The organism is Methylocystis rosea, assembly GCF_003855495.1.
Lineage (GTDB): Bacteria > Pseudomonadota > Alphaproteobacteria > Rhizobiales > Beijerinckiaceae > Methylocystis > Methylocystis rosea_A.
Window position 1 is genome coordinate 3,366,526 of sequence record NZ_CP034086.1, and the last position, 15,300, is coordinate 3,381,825.

16 protein-coding genes, 1 tRNA gene and 1 pseudogene are annotated in these 15,300 nt (G+C 60.9%); 15 read left to right on the forward strand and 3 right to left on the reverse strand.

The window, feature by feature from the left end:
* The first annotated feature begins 244 nt into the window (after positions 1-244).
* The 6 genes from EHO51_RS16365 (at position 245) to EHO51_RS16390 (ending at position 3,569) form a co-directional block, all read left to right on the forward strand.
* Positions 245-320 (forward strand) — tRNA-Phe (locus EHO51_RS16365).
* 497 nt (positions 321-817) lie between these two features.
* On the forward strand, positions 818-1,102 hold the full coding sequence (locus EHO51_RS16370; protein ID WP_124739771.1) for a peptidoglycan-binding domain-containing protein: 285 nt from the start codon (positions 818-820) through the stop codon (positions 1,100-1,102).
* Between the two features lie 13 nt (positions 1,103-1,115).
* Positions 1,116-1,601: a peptidoglycan-binding domain-containing protein gene (locus EHO51_RS16375; RefSeq protein ID WP_124739772.1), complete on the forward strand. Its 486-nt coding sequence runs from the start codon at positions 1,116-1,118 to the stop codon at positions 1,599-1,601.
* A 102-nt stretch (positions 1,602-1,703) separates the two neighbouring features.
* A complete protein-coding gene (locus tag EHO51_RS16380) occupies positions 1,704-2,165 on the forward strand; it encodes a peptidoglycan-binding domain-containing protein (protein ID WP_164479420.1) in 462 nt (153 codons plus the stop codon).
* A 75-nt stretch (positions 2,166-2,240) separates the two neighbouring features.
* The gene (locus EHO51_RS16385) at positions 2,241-2,687 is read left to right on the forward strand and encodes a peptidoglycan-binding domain-containing protein (protein WP_124739773.1); all 447 of its coding nucleotides are present in this window, start codon (positions 2,241-2,243) and stop codon (positions 2,685-2,687) included.
* Between the two features lie 132 nt (positions 2,688-2,819).
* A complete protein-coding gene (locus tag EHO51_RS16390; protein ID WP_124739774.1) occupies positions 2,820-3,569 on the forward strand; it encodes a L,D-transpeptidase in 750 nt (249 codons plus the stop codon).
* 136 nt (positions 3,570-3,705) lie between these two features.
* Here the strand turns inward: EHO51_RS16390 and EHO51_RS16395 are convergent.
* Positions 3,706-4,780: pseudogene (locus EHO51_RS16395) on the reverse strand (alkene reductase).
* 204 nt (positions 4,781-4,984) lie between these two features.
* Between EHO51_RS16395 and EHO51_RS16400 the strand changes: the two are divergent.
* Entirely contained in the window at positions 4,985-5,746 is a 762-nt protein-coding gene (locus EHO51_RS16400; RefSeq protein WP_124739775.1) for a hypothetical protein, read from the forward strand.
* 271 nt (positions 5,747-6,017) lie between these two features.
* On the opposite strand, the gene EHO51_RS16405 is transcribed toward EHO51_RS16400, so the two are convergent.
* Complete coding sequence (locus EHO51_RS16405) at positions 6,018-6,437, reverse strand: DUF3617 domain-containing protein (RefSeq protein ID WP_124739776.1); 420 nt, start codon at positions 6,435-6,437, stop codon at positions 6,018-6,020.
* A gap of 157 nt (positions 6,438-6,594) precedes the next feature.
* Between EHO51_RS16405 and EHO51_RS16410 the strand changes: the two genes are divergently transcribed.
* Both EHO51_RS16410 and EHO51_RS16415 read left to right on the forward strand, forming a co-directional pair.
* Positions 6,595-7,248 carry a pentapeptide repeat-containing protein gene (locus EHO51_RS16410; protein ID WP_124739777.1) on the forward strand — a complete coding sequence of 218 codons (654 nt, stop codon included), beginning with the start codon at positions 6,595-6,597 and terminating at the stop codon, positions 7,246-7,248.
* A gap of 111 nt (positions 7,249-7,359) precedes the next feature.
* The gene (locus EHO51_RS16415; protein WP_245434636.1) at positions 7,360-8,232 is read left to right on the forward strand and encodes a c-type cytochrome; all 873 of its coding nucleotides are present in this window, start codon (positions 7,360-7,362) and stop codon (positions 8,230-8,232) included.
* Between the two features lies 1 nt (position 8,233).
* Here the strand turns inward: EHO51_RS16415 and EHO51_RS16420 are convergent, their stop codons facing one another.
* Positions 8,234-9,103, reverse strand: coding sequence for a trypsin-like serine peptidase (locus EHO51_RS16420; protein ID WP_164479421.1), 870 nt, complete (start codon positions 9,101-9,103; stop codon positions 8,234-8,236).
* 322 nt (positions 9,104-9,425) lie between these two features.
* Here EHO51_RS16420 and EHO51_RS16425 point away from each other — a divergent pair, with 322 nt between their 5' ends.
* The 6 genes from EHO51_RS16425 (at position 9,426) to EHO51_RS16450 (ending at position 15,295) form a co-directional block, all read left to right on the forward strand.
* Complete coding sequence (locus tag EHO51_RS16425) at positions 9,426-11,300, forward strand: methanol/ethanol family PQQ-dependent dehydrogenase (protein ID WP_029649305.1); 1,875 nt, start codon at positions 9,426-9,428, stop codon at positions 11,298-11,300.
* Between the two features lie 110 nt (positions 11,301-11,410).
* Complete coding sequence (moxJ, locus tag EHO51_RS16430) at positions 11,411-12,316, forward strand: methanol oxidation system protein MoxJ (RefSeq protein WP_124739778.1); 906 nt, start codon at positions 11,411-11,413, stop codon at positions 12,314-12,316.
* Positions 12,317-12,351: 35 nt separating this feature from the next.
* A complete protein-coding gene (gene moxG / locus EHO51_RS16435; RefSeq protein WP_124739779.1) occupies positions 12,352-12,933 on the forward strand; it encodes a cytochrome c(L), periplasmic in 582 nt (193 codons plus the stop codon).
* A 68-nt stretch (positions 12,934-13,001) separates the two neighbouring features.
* The gene (locus EHO51_RS16440; protein WP_109024373.1) at positions 13,002-13,292 is read left to right on the forward strand and encodes a methanol dehydrogenase [cytochrome c] subunit; all 291 of its coding nucleotides are present in this window, start codon (positions 13,002-13,004) and stop codon (positions 13,290-13,292) included.
* A gap of 129 nt (positions 13,293-13,421) precedes the next feature.
* Positions 13,422-14,453 carry an AAA family ATPase gene (locus EHO51_RS16445; protein WP_124739780.1) on the forward strand — a complete coding sequence of 344 codons (1,032 nt, stop codon included), beginning with the start codon at positions 13,422-13,424 and terminating at the stop codon, positions 14,451-14,453.
* A complete protein-coding gene (locus EHO51_RS16450) occupies positions 14,450-15,295 on the forward strand; it encodes a DUF58 domain-containing protein (RefSeq protein ID WP_164479422.1) in 846 nt (281 codons plus the stop codon). The genes EHO51_RS16445 and EHO51_RS16450 overlap by 4 nt, the downstream gene beginning before the upstream one ends.
* Positions 15,296-15,300: the final 5 nt, after the last annotated feature.

Genomic DNA, 15,300 nt, shown 5'->3' on the forward strand with positions numbered 1-15,300 from the left:
AGCAAGCGCCCGGCTTTCGCCATCTGCCCAGAGCCTTGCCACCGGGCTTTTATCCGCATGCCTTTTCCGGAGCGGAATTCGCTCGTGGAGGGTCTTAGCCCCTCTGGGGCGTGGCCATTTGATCTGTCGCCGGAGGCCATTTGTTTTGTCGCGCTACATGATCGCGGGACGGTCTCGCCACCCTAGCGGGTCTGGACAAGTCGTTGCGCGCTTTCTATAAGCCCGACACATCGCGTTCGCGCGAGCCCAGGTAGCTCAGTTGGTAGAGCATGCGACTGAAAATCGCAGTGTCGGTGGTTCGATCCCGCCCCTGGGCACCAGAATACTGTGTTAAATCAACTATTTAAGAAAGATTGCGCATTTCTCGCGTTTTGGAAAACGCCGCCGAATTTTCCATTTTGCAAGAAACCCGCTCTTCCACACAGTGAATCTTTGTTGGCGCGACGAAGCGAAACGCATCGCTTGCTCTCTTCGTGGGTTTGATGTTCGAAAGCGACTGCTGGGGTCGACATTCCAGACGGCATCCGACCGCTAATGACCCTCAGCGGAAATCGCGATCGGGCAGCAGGCTGTTGCTATGCCCTGCCTGGCTTCTGTTGTTTCGCTGGCGATAGAAACCGCAGCACGGCGGCAACGAACAGTAGCGCGGGCGCATCTCCAATAAGGCGCCGAATGCGGAAATGTTCGTGTCGCAACTGAAGCAGGGTCAGCCGATTTCCGCGCATCGTCATCAATTTGCATGATCACAACCGCGCTGAGCGAATTAAGATGTGTCAGTGGCTCACGAGCGGCGTGCAAATGAGAGGACTACGAAATCATGACGCAGGTCGCAGTAAATATGAAAACCATCGACCTCCGGAAGGCCGAACTGCAGCCAGTCGCGGGCGACGACATCAAGACGCTGCAGGCGTTGCTGAATCTCTTCCTCACCGCCGGCGATGTCGGCGAGGATGGCAGTCCGATCCTGCCCCTGGTTCTGGACGGGACCGCCGGCGCGAATACCAAGCAGGCGCTGCTCGCCTTCCAAACGGCGGCCCATCTCGCCAAGGACGCCATCATCGGCCCGCTGACGTGGAGGAAGCTCATCGAGCAGGATTTCTAAACGCGAGCGACCGATGAACGAAGGGAAACTCGACATGCCGGCGACGATCAAACTAGGCGATACCGGAGATGACGTGAAGCGACTTCAACGAGTCTTCGCGCGCAACAAGGTCTTGGGACCCGACAACGTAGACGGCGTCTTCGGACCGCGCACGGAAGAGGCCGTGAAGGACTTCCAGCAATCGAACGGGCTGGCGGCAGACGGCGTCGTCGGGCCGATCACATGGAGCCACGTGCATCCCTACCGCGAGGCGTCGCCGACGCTTCAGGCCGCATCCTTAGGGCCGGTGGTGGCCAAGCTGCAAGGCGTGCTCAAGACGGGCTTTGGTTACACCGGCGCCATCGACGGCATTTTCGGCCCCACCACCGAGAACGTCGTCCGTCAATACCAGACTAACGCCGGGCTCCCGGTCACTGGCGTCATGGACGAGCGGACCTGGATGGCTCCCGCCGGCGCAGCCGGCGCGACGCTCGAGAGCCTCTCGGGTCTTATACTTTAACCGCCGCTCATGTCGCGTATTCGGAGCGCGGCTTCAGTCGATCGCGACCCTCTTCAAGCAGGGCTCATAATTTTTATTCCACGAATTTGCGGGGAGGCGTAAATGTCTGGCAGCATCAGCCCTTGGCCAGTGGTCAAGACCGGCTCTAGCGAACATCCCATCAAGACACTGCAATATCTGCTGAGGGCGCGCGGACATAGCGCCGTCGTGGATGGTCTGTTCGGTCCGCAAACCGACGCGGCGGTAAAGGCATTTCAAGCAAGCCAGGGATTGACGGCGGATGGGATTGTCGGCCCAACCACTTGGGCGGCCCTTGTCGTGCAGGTCAAAAAAGGAAGCCAAGGCGACGCGGTTAAGGGGGTGCAGGAGGAATTTCAGTTCCGCAACCTCTCCGGCGATCCCAGCAAGGGACCGCAAGTCGATGGAATCTTCGGACCCGTGACAGACGCATCGGTGCGTGGTTTTCAGCAAGCGCTTTCGCTCGACATCCCTTCGGTGAAAGTGGACGGAATTGTCGGTCCGGTTACTTGGCAGGCTCTGGTGAGCGGCATGCTTTCTTTTTAGCGTCGGTCCAAACCGATCATTGGTGAGAGGCCGCAGCGCAATTTAACTTATGTTTTTTTGGCAGGAGGGTATGCCATGGCAGAACCAGTACTGAAGAAAGGATCTAATGATCCCGCCGTGCGCGACCTGCAAGAGGCCCTTAAATCTCTCGGATACGATGTAGGCCCCGTTGACGGAGTCTTCGGGGCGAAAACTGAGAGCGCCGTTAAGAAGTTTCAGCAGGCGCGGGAGATCGCGGTTGATGGCGTGGTGGGCCGAGTTACGTGGATCAACATTGACGAAGCTGATCAAAGCCACCCCGTGCTGAAGATCGGCTCGACGGGCCTACCCGTTCGTCGTCTGCAGAGCCGAATGAGCGCTGTCGGTTTCAACACTGGCGGAGTCGACGGGCGCTTCGGCGCCACGACTGAAGCGGCGGTCAAAAAGTTGCAGCACGATTATCACCTAGACAGTGACGGCATCGTTGGTCCGAAGACTTGGCAAGTCGTTGACGCCCTGGAGAATGAGGGAGGCGTAAGCTAATCTGATCACGATTTAGCAGCCATGTTGCGCTTCCGACCTCGCCATCCTCCGCGCCGATCCCTATCGGGCGAATTGGTTAACGGCGCGGATATAGCTATATTGAAGGGACGCAGCCGAGGACGGTGATCCCCCATGCCTCCCAGAATCCAACAAATCCTGATCATATTTGCCTCAGCAGCGGCTGGGGCCGGCCTTGCCGGATGCGCCAGCACGCAAACGCCTGCGACGCTGAGCGCCTCCGCGGTTGCGCCGACGCCTCGCAGCGATCCTGCCGCGCCGGGGGGACGCATCGACGCCGTCGCCGTCCAGGGCGGCAATCTCTACGGCGAGATGAAGGACGCTGGCTTCATCGTTCCAGCGGTCAGACCCGGCCTCGTCGATGCAGCATTCCATCGCACGAACGTCGCCTACTCGACCAGAGAAGCTCCTGGGACGATCGTGGTCGATCCCGCCGGACACTATCTCTATTACGTCGAGGCGGGCGGCCGGGCGACCCGCTACGGCATCGGCGTTGGTCGCGACGGTTTCGCCTGGTCAGGGGAAGCGACGATCAAGAGCAAGCAGGAATGGCCCGACTGGTATCCGCCAAAGGAAATGATCGAACGCAGGCCCGACCTTAAAAAACAGCTGGTTGAGCTGCAAAGCGGTCTTGGCATGCATGGCGGTCCCGGCAATCCGTTGGGAGCCCGCGCGATGTATCTCTGGCAAGGGGATCGAGATACGCTCTTTCGCATCCACGGCACGAATGAGCCCTGGACCATCGGGAAGAGCCAGTCGTCTGGCTGCATCCGGATGATCAATCAGGACGCGATGGATCTCTACCAAAAAACGACCCCTGGAACCCGAGTCGTCGTTCTTCCCGCCAAAGTGGCGCGCCGGTAGCCTCCCAGCTAAAGCCTTACAGATCCCCTGGGCGGGCGAACTCCGCTCATGCCGCCAGAGCGGGTTTACGAAAAAGTGGACAGACTTTTTCGATGAGAACCTGCTGCGCCATTGATTTTGACCGATTCCGTATCGATCACATGATTTCGTGTGATCGGGAAGCGCTCATGGCCGGATAGTCCGTGTACCCCACCGGACCCTTCGTATAGAAGGTCGCCGGTTGGGGTTCATTCAGCGGGGCATGCCTGCGAAGACGCTCGGGCAGGTCCGGGTTGGCGATGTATAGCTTGCCGAAAGCCGCCGCGTCGGCGTCGCCAGCGGAAATCGCGGCTTCGGCGGCTTGAGCATCATAGCCCTCGTTAACGATATAGGCGCCGCCGAATTCCTTCTTGAGAACGCGCCCGAGCGCGTCGGGTCCCGCATGTTCGCGGGCGCAGATGAAGGCGACGCCGCGCTTGCCGAGTTCCCGCGCGACATAGCCGAACGTCGCCGCAGGGTCGGAATCGCCCATCGAGTGGGAATCGCCGCGCGGCGCCAGATGCATGCCGACGCGGCCTGGCCCCCAGACGGCGATAGCGGCGTCGGTCGCTTCAAGCATGAGGCGCGCGCGGTTTTCGACCGAGCCGCCATAGCGATCCGTTCGCGTGTTTGCGCTGTCCTGGAGAAACTGGTCGAGCAGATAGCCATTGGCGCCGTGAACTCGACGCCGTCGAAATCGGCCGCTTTGGCTTTTTCAGCGCCGCGCCGATAGGCCGCGACGATTTCCGCGATCTCTGAAAGCGCCAGGGCGCGGGGTATCGGATAGGGCTGGTAGGGGCGCAACAGGCTCACATGTCCGGCGGTCGCGATCGCGCTCGGCCCGACAGGAGGCGCGCCGTTGAGGTAGATGGGATGCGAGACGCGGCCGACATGCCAGAGCTGCAGCATGATCCGTCCGCCAGCATCGTGTACCGCCTCCGTGATCCGTCTCCATCCTTCGGTCTGCGCCTCCGACCAAATCCCCGGGTGTCGGGATAGCCGACGCCCATCGGCATGATCGATGTTGCTTCAGTGAGGATGAGCCCAGCGGAAGCGCGCTGCACATAATAATCCCTCATGAGCGCGTTGGGGACGCGCCCTTCGCTGGCTCGGCAGCGGGTGAGAGGCGCCATGATGATGCGGTTCGGCAATTCCATCTCGCCGATGCGCACGGGTTGAAACAAGATCGACATTGGGATGCTCTGCCTATGTGAGGACCTAATTTTCAGGGAAGGAGTTCTCGTGCTCGGCTTCGCGCGTCGAGCTTTACAAACGCCAAGCATCGTCTCAGCCTAGCTTTTGAACCGTTGAGACACTGAAAGCATCTACGGGATTTTCCGAGACTGACAATGCCGCGCGAGGCGTCTGATGCGAACATCGAATGACTGGAGTGAAAGATGAGCAAGACCCTTCTCAGCGACTGGACCCTCGTCGCGTTCAAACAAAGGGAGGAAGAGCGTCGTGGAGAAGAAAATCGTCGTGGAAGAGAGCAGGTTGATACGGCTCCGTTCGCGCCAGCCGGGGCGCCGCCGCGTGACAATGAGATGCTGCGCAGCGAATGGACGATCGCTGCTCTGCAGAAAAGATTTGCGGCTCTGGAGCAAAGACTCGCCGCTGTGGAACAAAGTGAAGAAGAGCGCCGGCGATCTGAACGCATCGAGGCCGCGGCGCGCGCCCGGCGAGAGGAAGAGCAGGAACAGGTCGTTTTGGGGACCTCGACTGACACAGCTCCTGATCAGAGTCAGGCGCACTGGCAGGAGGCCGAACAACCGCAATTTGTTCAGGCCGAGGTTGAACCGCGAGAGGCGGGAGCGATCTTGCACGCCCACGAGCAAGTATATGAGCAAAAAGCCCCCGAGATTGTAGGAGACAGTCAAGGATACAAAAGCCGGTTCGAAGTCCATCCCGCTCCCCGTCGCGGGATCGTTCGGACGATCGCGTCGAGGTTCGTTTCTGTCGTCATTACGGCTTTGATCGCCGCAGCGATAGGTTTCGGGATCGCCGTTTTCACCGTGCCGATCGACAAAGCGACGCAGTTCCATACTTACGTAAATCGCGCGCTCGCCGGTTTGCACGACAAATACCGAGTCGAGCGGCGCACGCCTCCCGCTACTCCACCCGATCAGGGACGTTCGTCATCCCCTGGTGGATCTCGCTGAGATGGGCAGGAACGTAGATAAGAGTAATGCTACATGCAGGAATTGCGTCAGCGCGCGAATTTCGCGCTGCCTAGTCGGCCGCTTGGAGCAATGCAGCTTCAAGCGCGGCGTCGAGATATCGGCCGACCTCAGTTACGCGTTCATCGTCGAACTGCCCGAAGACCGATGACGGCTGGTCATATTCAGAGACCGAGCTCCCATCTTCATCTTCGAACAGCACGCCAGAGCAGGGCTTTCGGCGACGCAGTCCCGACTGGATCGTCTGGAGCGGCTAATTCGTGCAGCGTTCGGACAGAAACTTCGCGTCGATCGTGAAGCCTGAGCGAGTCCCCTTCGCCGTTGCCTTGGACTGCGCGCGATACCAACTCTGGAAATCGCCGGTGAACAGGAGGCTCGTGACGTCGCGCGCATCCTTCGCGCCGCATTCGATCGTGACGATGATCTGATTACTCGCGTGCGTAACAGAAGGCTTCGCGCAACTTTCGTCCTGGGCGCCGATGATGCTGTCGCCCTCTTCGATGCAGACGTCATTGGTCTGCAGCCCGATCTCCGGCGAGATCGTCGAAATGCGCCATAGGCCCGGCCGGCGCTTTGGCAATTCAGCGTCGCTCGCCAGGGCAGGCGAATGCGCGCCCGCTAGAAACAAGAGAGCGACGACGAGACCGGAGGAAAAAAGTTGTGCGCGTTGCATCTCCATTCCTATCGCGAAAGCGCAAGGCGATCTACGTGCTGCCGGCGCCGCGGCCGACGGCTGGCGCTGTTTCCCCGCGCACCCGGGATATTGTCCTGTTGCGTCTTTTGGGCCGCCGTACATACCTTTGCAGAGCCATATGCCGGGGATTCGCGTGATGAGTTCGCCCAATCTGAAGCGCGTCGGTCGCGAACTTTTATTTGTCGCGAGCGCGCTTCTTTTCGTCGCCGCGCCCTTGTGCGCCTTAGCTGCGGAGATGACTCGCGCCGAGATCGAACATAAAATCGCCGAAGCGCAGGGTAAGCCGGTCGATCTTTCAAATCTCGATCTTTCCGACGTCGATCTCTCCGGCCTTAACCTGCATGGCGCAGACTTCTTCTCCACCAAGCTTGCGGGCGCGAAGCTGGCGAAGACCGATTTGTCGGGCGCGAATTTCACGCGCGCCGATTTGCAGAGCGCCGACCTCTCGGGCGCTCAGATGAAGGGTGCGACGCTTTACGCCGCGATCCTCGATGGCGCCAGTTTTGCCGATGCCGACCTTTCGGATGCGCGCATCATCGGCGGCGGAAAAAGCGTCAACTTTCGCAAGGCGAAGCTGATCGGCGCGGATCTCGGCGCCGATCCGGCCAATCAGGGCATGGTTCCCGTGCGCGCCGAACTCCCTGACGCAAATTTTGACGGGGCGGACCTTACGCGCGCCAATCTCACCCATGCGGTTCTTACCGGCGCCAATTTCAACGCGGCGATCGTCACCGGCGCACGTTTCGACTATGCCCTCCTCGACGGCTCGAACCTTTCGCTCGGGCGCTGATGCCTGCGGCGTCATTGCCAAATGTTCCTGCATTGTCAGGGAATATTACCGCCGGACGCAAAGAGAAGGTTGCATTAAGTGCGCCGTATCCGAGAACAACGCCTCTGCTTGATGAGCGCCAAAGGTCCGCCATCCTGTCTGGTTATGCCGGTCGCTCTGCTCGCGTTCTGCCTGATCGGTCCTACAGCCCATGCTGGCGATATCGAACGCGGCCGCTATCTCGTCGAAGCGCTGACGGCCTGTGACAATTGCCATACGCCCCGCGGCGCAGCCGGCTACGATCTCTCCAGTCGCTTGAGCGGCGGCGCGCAGACATTTTCCGACAAATCCTATGTCGTGCGGGGTCCAAACATCTCTCCAGATAGAGAGACCGGCGTCGGGGCATGGACCGATGAAGAATTGCGCGCCGCGATCGTCGACGGCGTCGGCCGGGATGGTCGCCTTGCGCCCGTCATGCCATCGGACTCGTATAAGCCGCTGACGCCGAGCGATCTTGAAGCGATCATCGCCTTTCTGCGCTCAACGACGCCGATCCACGCGCCGCTTCAGTCGCCGCAGCAGCGAAGCGGCGAATGGACGCCCCACCCGATGCCCGGAGCGGCGGCCCCCTTCGATGAAGCGTCTCTTGCCGATAAAAACACGCGCGGCCTCTATGTCGCGTCGCTCGCCCGCTGCCTGTCGTGTCACAGCGAGGAGATCGACGGGGCGCCTGATTATCAAAATCGTCTCGGCGCGGGCGGAAAGACCTTCCGCAACGCCGCCGGCGTCGTCGTCGCCCCCAACATCACGTCGCATCCGGCAAGGGGCGTCGGCGCCTGGTCGGACGATGACTTGAAGCGCGCGATCACACAGGGCGTGGCGCGCGACGGCGCGCTGCTGAAGCCGCCCATGTCGACGCTCTCCAAGGCGCATTTTTCGAAAATGTCGCCCGATGATCTCGACGCGCTCCTCGTCTGGCTGCGATCCATCCCGCCGAAGGAATGAGCTAACGGGCCTTCGACGCTGCGTCGCGGATCGCCTCGGCGAGTTCGCCTTCGAAAAGCATCGCTGAACCGTAATGCGTCTCGATATCGAAGGGCCGCTTCTGATTCATGTCGAGCGAAGCGCTGTGCATGGCGATCAGGCGGCCGTCTTCGGTGAAGAGACCAGAACCCGAGCCGCCATAGCCGTCATTGCAGTCGTGACGCACGCGACGAATATGACCTTCGGTGGGTTCGTCGACGCGATAAACATCGCATGATTCAGTACTGGCCGCGAGGCGGGTATTGGAATGTCCGGCCGGAGAGACCATCACGACCTTGAAGCGCGCGCCGGTGGCGACATCGCTGACGTCCGGCGCGGGTTGCGGCTTCACGGTTTCAGGCGTTGGCTGAAGCAGACGCAGCAACGCCCAATCGTCCGTGATGTGCAGGGCTTTCGATTCGACGGACGCGCCGATGCGAAGGCTGTCCTCATTGAAATAGTAATCGCCGCCGGCGATCCTGAAGAAGCAATTCGTCACCGGATGCGTGGGGACGAGACGCCGGTCGACGAAATTATGCGCGTTCATCACGACGAGGTCATGCGAACCGACGAGCCAGGCGGCCGCCGCGCGCTCCAGCGTTCCGAAATCCGAGTAGCACATGAGCACGCCGGCGCCGGCGAAGCGACTGGCGTCCGCCTCCGTCATCGCTTGCCGCCGGTCGTCGGGGTAAAGCGCGGCGTGGGCTGTCTGCGCGCCGATGCGCGCAAACGTCACGCCGAGCAGCATGAGCATGACCAGGGCGACCGGAAGAGCGGTCGAGCGCGGAATCGCCGGAGGGAACAGGCGATGGCGGCGCGCAGGCGAATTCATGGGCGCGACAGTTTTTGGCATTCGATGCTTCTAATGAGGAGGAGAGATCGTCCCTCAACAAAATCTGTGTGCGGTTTTGCGTCAAGCGCCACGACGTCGGGAAGCATGGGCAGTAAACATGCCGATCTTTCCCGAGACACATTACCGATAAATCGTGAAGACTCGGCCTTGCGCTTAAACTTATATGCCGGCGGATCGTCTCTCGAATTTGCGCCGGCGCGCAGCGAGAATAGGCGACCGTCAATGAACCACGGCGGCTGCATTTTGCCGTCTATTTGCGGGGCGACGTCGCCGTCGAAGACGCCATGAAGGCGTCCGGGCGAGGTTGCAGGAGGACTCGTCGATGAGGAAACTGCTGAATTCCGTGTCCCTGTTGTCCGTGCTGATCGCGGCGCCGATCGTGACGATGTCCGCTGCGACTGCCGAGGATAAGCTCGAAGCTCTGACGAAGAGCGAAGACAACTGGGCCATGCAGGGCAAGAACTACAGCTCCAACCACTACAGCACGCTGACCCAGGTCAACGCCGATAACGTCAAGAACCTCAAGGTCGCCTGGTCGTTCTCAACCGGTCTGCTCAGCGGTCACGAAGGTTCGCCGATCGTCATCGACGGCAAAATGTATGTTCACACGTCTTTCCCCAATAATACGTTCGCGCTCAACCTCGACGACCCGACCCGCATTCTCTGGCAGCATAAGCCCAAGCAGAACGCCGCGGCGCGCGCCGTCGCCTGTTGCGACATCGTCAATCGTGGTCTCGCCTACTGGCCCGGCGACGGCAAGGCGCCCGCGCTGATCGTGAAGACGCTGCTCGACGGCCATGTCGTCGCGCTGAACGCCAGCACCGGCGAGGAATACTGGAAGATCGAAAACTCCGACTTCAAGGTCGGCTCCACGCTCACCGTCGCGCCGCACATCTATAAGGACATTGTGCTCATCGGCAGCTCGGGCGCCGAATTGGGCGTGCGCGGCTACATGACCGCCTATGACGTGCGCACCGGCGAGCAGAAGTGGCGCGCCTACGCGACCGGTCCGGATTCGGATGTGCTGATCGGCGACGACTTCAACAAGGCCAATCCGCATTATGGTCAGAAGGGCCTGGGCACAGCGACCTGGGAAGGCGACGCCTGGAAGATCGGCGGCGGCACCAATTGGGGCTGGTTCGCTTACGATTCGGGCACCAACCTCGTCTACTACGGCAGCGGCAATCCGGCGCCGTGGAACGAGACGATGCGTCCTGGCGACAACAAGTGGACGATGACCATTTGGGGCCGCGACCTCAACACGGGCGAGGCGAAGTTCGGCTATCAGAAGACGCCGCACGATGAATGGGACTACGCCGGCATCAACTTCATGATGCTCAGCGAGCAAAAGGACAAGGACGGCAAGCTACGCAAGCTGCTGACCCATCCCGACCGCAACGGCATCGTCTATACGCTCGACCGTACCGACGGCACGCTGGTCTCCGCCGACAAGATCGATGACACGGTCAATGTGTTCAAGAAGGTCGATCTGAAGAGCGGCCTGCCGGTGCGCGATCCGGAATATGGCACGCGGATGGACCATCTCGCCAAGGACATCTGTCCCTCGGCGATGGGCTATCACAACCAGGGCCTCGACTCCTACGATCCGAATAAGGAGCTGTTCTTCCTCGGCGTGAACCACATCTGCATGGACTGGGAGCCCTTCATGCTTCCCTATCGCGCGGGTCAGTTCTTCGTCGGCGCGACGCTCAACATGTTTCCGGGTCCGAAGGGCGATCGTCAGAAGGCTGAAGGCCTCGGCCAGATCAAGGCCTACAACGCCATCACCGGCAAGTTCAAATGGGAGAAGATGGAGCGCTTCGCTGTTTGGGGCGGCACCGCCGCCACCGCCGGCAACGTCGTCTTCTACGGAACGCTCGACGGCTTCATCAAGGCCCGTCACAGCGACACCGGCGAACTGCTGTGGAAGTTCAAGCTGCCGTCCGGCGTCATCGGACATCCGATCGTCTATCAGCACAAGGGCGTCGAATATCTCGCCATCATGTATGGCGTCGGCGGTTGGCCGGGCGTTGGCCTCGTGTTCGATCTCCAGGATCCGACGGCCGGCCTCGGCGCGGTTGGCGCCTTCAAGCAGCTCGCCAACTACACGCAGATGGGCGGCGGCGTGATGGTGTTCTCGCTCGACGGCAAAGGCCCCTACGACGATCTGAGCGTGGGCGAATACAAGGCGAACTAATCGCCGCTCGTTCCATCGATCTCATCCGCCTGAGGCGGTTACGAGACGCCTGTTCGGACGCGCCCCCATGCGTCCGAACAGGCGATCGAAATGATCACGGAAAGAAAGCCATGTCGCGATTCACTCGCTTGCCCGTCGGCGCATGCTGTGTGCTCTTCGTCGCTCTTGCGGCCATGAGCGCAGAAGGCGCTTCGCTTGGCGTTACTGGCGACGCCGTCTCGAACGCCGCGACCGCTTCGACGGCAGAGCCGTCCGATCCCAATGCGCTTCGCATCTGCGCGGCGAAGAATCAGCCGCCGCTGTCGATGGAAGACGGCTCGGGACTTGAGAACAAAATCGGCGTCGCGCTCGCCGACGCCATGAAACGCAAGGCCCAGTTCGTGTGGTCGCAGCAGCCGGCGATCTATCTCGTGCGCGATTCTCTCGACAAGAAGCTCTGCGACGTCGTCATTGGACTCGATACCGGCGATCCGCGCGTCGCGACGTCGAAGCCGTACTATCGCACCGGCTATGTCTTCGTCAGCCGGGCCGATCGCGACCTCGACATCAAATCATGGTCCGACGAACGTCTGAAGAAGCTTGGCCACATCGCCGTCGCGTTCGGCTCTCCGGGCGAAACGCTGCTCAAGGATATGGGCAAATACGAAGACAACATGGCCTATCTCTATTCGCTGGTGAATTTCAAATCGGCGCGCAATCAATACACGCAGATTGATCCCGCCCGAATGGTCGGGGAGGTGATCAGCGGCGCCGCCGACGTCGCGGTCGGATTCGCGCCCGACGTCGCGCGCTACGTCAAGGCGTCATCGGCGCCGCTGCGGATGACGCTGATCGAAGACGATGCGGCGAAGAGCAGTGGCGAAAAAGTGCCGCAGCGCTTCGATCAATCGGTCGCGGTGCGGCGCGACGACAAAGCCTTGCTGACTGAAATCGATCAGGCGCTCATCGTCGCTCGGCCAAAGATCGATGACATCCTCAAAGCGGAAGGCGTTCCTCTTCTTCCCGTCACCCAATGATGCGCCGCGCGCAAACGAAAAACAGGACGAAATACGTGTCGAATAACAAAAGAAGCGTTTCCCTGTCCCTCATTGGCGCTGCGGCCTGTTTGGTAGCGCTCGGCGCCATCGCGCAGACCGCAGGGATCACATTCCGCAACACGATCACGGGCGAGGTGCTGAACTTTGATGATGCGCTGCCTGAGGGCAAGGACACCGCGGGCGTCAAGGAATTCATGACGTCCGGCAAGAATCCCTATAACGAGGATGCAAGCTGTCTGAAGCTGGGCGAACAGCTCTTCCTTTCCGCCTGCTCCGGCTGTCACGGCCACCTCGCCGAAGGAAAGATCGGCCCCGGCCTCAACGACGCCTATTGGACCTATCCGCAGAACGAAACGGACGAAGGCCTGTTCTCGACGATCTATGGCGGCGGGCAAGCGTCGATGGGGCCGCAGTATCAGAACCTCACGCTCGATGAGATGCTGAAGGTCATGGCCTGGATCCGACATCTCTTCAAGGAAGCGCCGGAGAAGGCGACCTGGCTGACGGACGCTCAGCGCAAGTCTTTCAAACCCTACGCGGGTCACGAAACCCTGCCGGAAAGCCCGCCTGGAAAGTGCCAGGAGAAGGCGAAGTAAGTTCTACGCCGCCGTCGCCGGAGGCGCAAACACCGAGGCGCGAGCCTCGCAAAAAGGAGGAAACAGGGATGCGTAAGATGCATTTCGCCGCGGCGCTCACCGTCGGCATTCTATTTAGCGCCGGGAGCGCGCTCGCCTATGACGGCACCAAGTGCAAGGCGCCCGGAAATTGTTGGGAACCCAAGCCCGGCTTCCCGGACAAGGTCGAGGGGTCGAAATACGATCCCAAGCACGACCCGAAGGAAATCGCCAAACAGCAGGCGTCAGTTCAGGGCATGGAAGAGCGCAACAAGAAGCGGGTCGAGAACTTCAAGAAGACCGGCAAGTGGGAATATGACGTGAGCAAGATTGCTCAATAAGTTTCATCGCGACAAAAGCGCGATGATCTAGCGGCCACGATCTGGAGCCGGCGTATTCGACAACAGCGCATCGGCTCTATTCCCGAGATCGTGGCCGCCTCTTTATGTTTGGCGCGCTAAGGTCAGGCCTTGAACGAAACTCTGCACGTCGCCCAGAAGCTCTCCGATTGGCGCGCGCGCGCCCTTGAGTTTGAACAGGAAATTCAAAAGGCGGTCATCGGGCAAGCGCGCGTCGTCAGGCTCGTGACGATCTGCATTTTCGCGCGCGGTCATGTGCTGATCGAGGGCGATGTCGGAGTCGGCAAGACCACGCTGCTGCGTTCCGTGTCGCGCGCGCTCGGCGGCGACTTCGCTCGCGTCGAAGGCACGGTCGACATGATGCCGAGCGACATTCTTTATCATACCTATTTGGGCGATGACGGTCGCCCACGCGTCGATCCATCCGAGCTTCTCCGCCATGCGGCGACGCTGCCGGTCTTTTTCTTCAATGAGATCAACCGCGCGCGCCCGCAGGTTCATTCGCTGTTGCTGCGGCTGATGGCCGAGCGCAGCGTGTCGGCGTTCAATCGCGTGCATCACTTCCCCTATCTCAATGTGTTTGCAGATCGAAACATGGTGGAGCGGGAAGAAACCTTCGAACTGCCGGCGGCCGCCCGCGACAGGTTTTTGATGGAAATTCTTATGGCTGCGCCGGACGATGAGGACGCGCGCCGCAGGCTCGTTTTCGATCCAGCGTTCCATGATACGGAAACGCTTCTCGAGCGGGTGAACTCCGGCACGTTGGACTATCGCGAGACGCCTGCCGTTGCGCGCGCGATCCAGACACATGTGAGATCGAGCGAAGCGCTTGAACGTTATGTGCTGAACCTCTGGCGAGCTCTTGTCGACCCAAGTTCGGCAGGCGTGTCGCTGCCGGACGTCGACCTCGACAGTCTCGTCAAGGGCGGCGCGAGTCCACGTGGACTGGCGGCGCTGGTGCGCGCCGCGCGGGTGCGCGCCTGGCTCGAAGGGCGCGACTATCTCATCCCCGAAGATGTGCGCGATGTCTTTATTGAAGTTATGGCGCACCGCATTTTTGTCGATCCGATTCACGCTTTGCGCAGCGACGACATCGTCAAGCGACTGTGCCGCGCGGCTTTCGATGCGACGCCGGTTCCGTGAATACGGTCGTCGACATCCTATATCGACCGCGCGGTCGCTTTGCCGCCAACCACGTCGGCGCTCACACGTCGAGCGAGGTCGGCGGCTTTGGAGTCTTTCGCGATCAGGCGCCTTTCATGCGCTATCCGGACGCCCGCCGCATCGACCTCCGCGCGACGCTGCGCGATCCGTTCGGCGTAACCTATGTGCGTCGCTTCGAGCAAAGGGCGGCGATCGACGTTTACGCGCTCGTGGACCTTTCCGCGTCGATGGGCTTCGCCGGAGCCGTCAACAGATTTCAGGTCGCCGTCGATCTTTGCGGCGCGCTGGCGTATTCGGCCACACGCAGCGGCGATCGCTTTGGCGTGTTCGGTTTCAAAGAGGCGTTGGTCGGTCGGGCGACGTTGCCGGCGACGCGTTCGAGAAGGGCGGCGCTCGCCGCCGTCGAAAGGATCGGCGTCGAAACGCCCGGCGGATCGAGCGCCAAAGGCGTGCTCGACGCCGCGGCGGCTCTCGGCGCCACGCGCAAGCTGGTGTTTCTCATTTCCGATTTTCGCTGGCCCGCGCAACTGATCGAGCAGGCGTTCGAGGCGCTTTCACTGCATGATGTCGCGCCGCTCGTTCTGATCGATTCACTCGAAGCTGCGCCGCCAAAATGGGGCGTGCTGGAGCTTTGCGACAGCGAGAGCGGACGCCGTCAGCTCCTGTTGATGAGGCCCGCGCTTCAGCGGCGCTGGGTTGAAGCGGAGCAGTTCCGCCGCAAAAATCTCGCCCGCGCAACTTCAAGACGCAGCCGCGCGCCGATTTTTATCCAAGACAGTTTCGACGCCAGCGATCTCAGCATGCGGCTGACGGCGGCGTGAGCCCT

Coding starts and splice junctions, on each gene's coding strand:
- EHO51_RS16380 (WP_164479420.1), top strand. CDS start 1,704: ATGTCTGGCAGCATCAGCCCTTGGCCAGTGGTCAAGACCGGCTCTAGC.
- EHO51_RS16385 (WP_124739773.1), top strand. CDS start 2,241: ATGGCAGAACCAGTACTGAAGAAAGGATCTAATGATCCCGCCGTGCGC.
- EHO51_RS16375 (WP_124739772.1), top strand. CDS start 1,116: ATGAACGAAGGGAAACTCGACATGCCGGCGACGATCAAACTAGGCGAT.
- EHO51_RS16440 (WP_109024373.1), top strand. CDS start 13,002: ATGCGTAAGATGCATTTCGCCGCGGCGCTCACCGTCGGCATTCTATTT.
- EHO51_RS16405 (WP_124739776.1), bottom strand. CDS start 6,437: ATGCAACGCGCACAACTTTTTTCCTCCGGTCTCGTCGTCGCTCTCTTG.
- EHO51_RS16390 (WP_124739774.1), top strand. CDS start 2,820: ATGCCTCCCAGAATCCAACAAATCCTGATCATATTTGCCTCAGCAGCG.
- EHO51_RS16370 (WP_124739771.1), top strand. CDS start 818: ATGACGCAGGTCGCAGTAAATATGAAAACCATCGACCTCCGGAAGGCC.
- EHO51_RS16415 (WP_245434636.1), top strand. CDS start 7,360: ATGAGCGCCAAAGGTCCGCCATCCTGTCTGGTTATGCCGGTCGCTCTG.
- EHO51_RS16425 (WP_029649305.1), top strand. CDS start 9,426: ATGAGGAAACTGCTGAATTCCGTGTCCCTGTTGTCCGTGCTGATCGCG.
- EHO51_RS16400 (WP_124739775.1), top strand. CDS start 4,985: ATGAGCAAGACCCTTCTCAGCGACTGGACCCTCGTCGCGTTCAAACAA.
- EHO51_RS16420 (WP_164479421.1), bottom strand. CDS start 9,103: ATGCCAAAAACTGTCGCGCCCATGAATTCGCCTGCGCGCCGCCATCGC.
- EHO51_RS16410 (WP_124739777.1), top strand. CDS start 6,595: ATGAGTTCGCCCAATCTGAAGCGCGTCGGTCGCGAACTTTTATTTGTC.
- moxJ (WP_124739778.1), top strand. CDS start 11,411: ATGTCGCGATTCACTCGCTTGCCCGTCGGCGCATGCTGTGTGCTCTTC.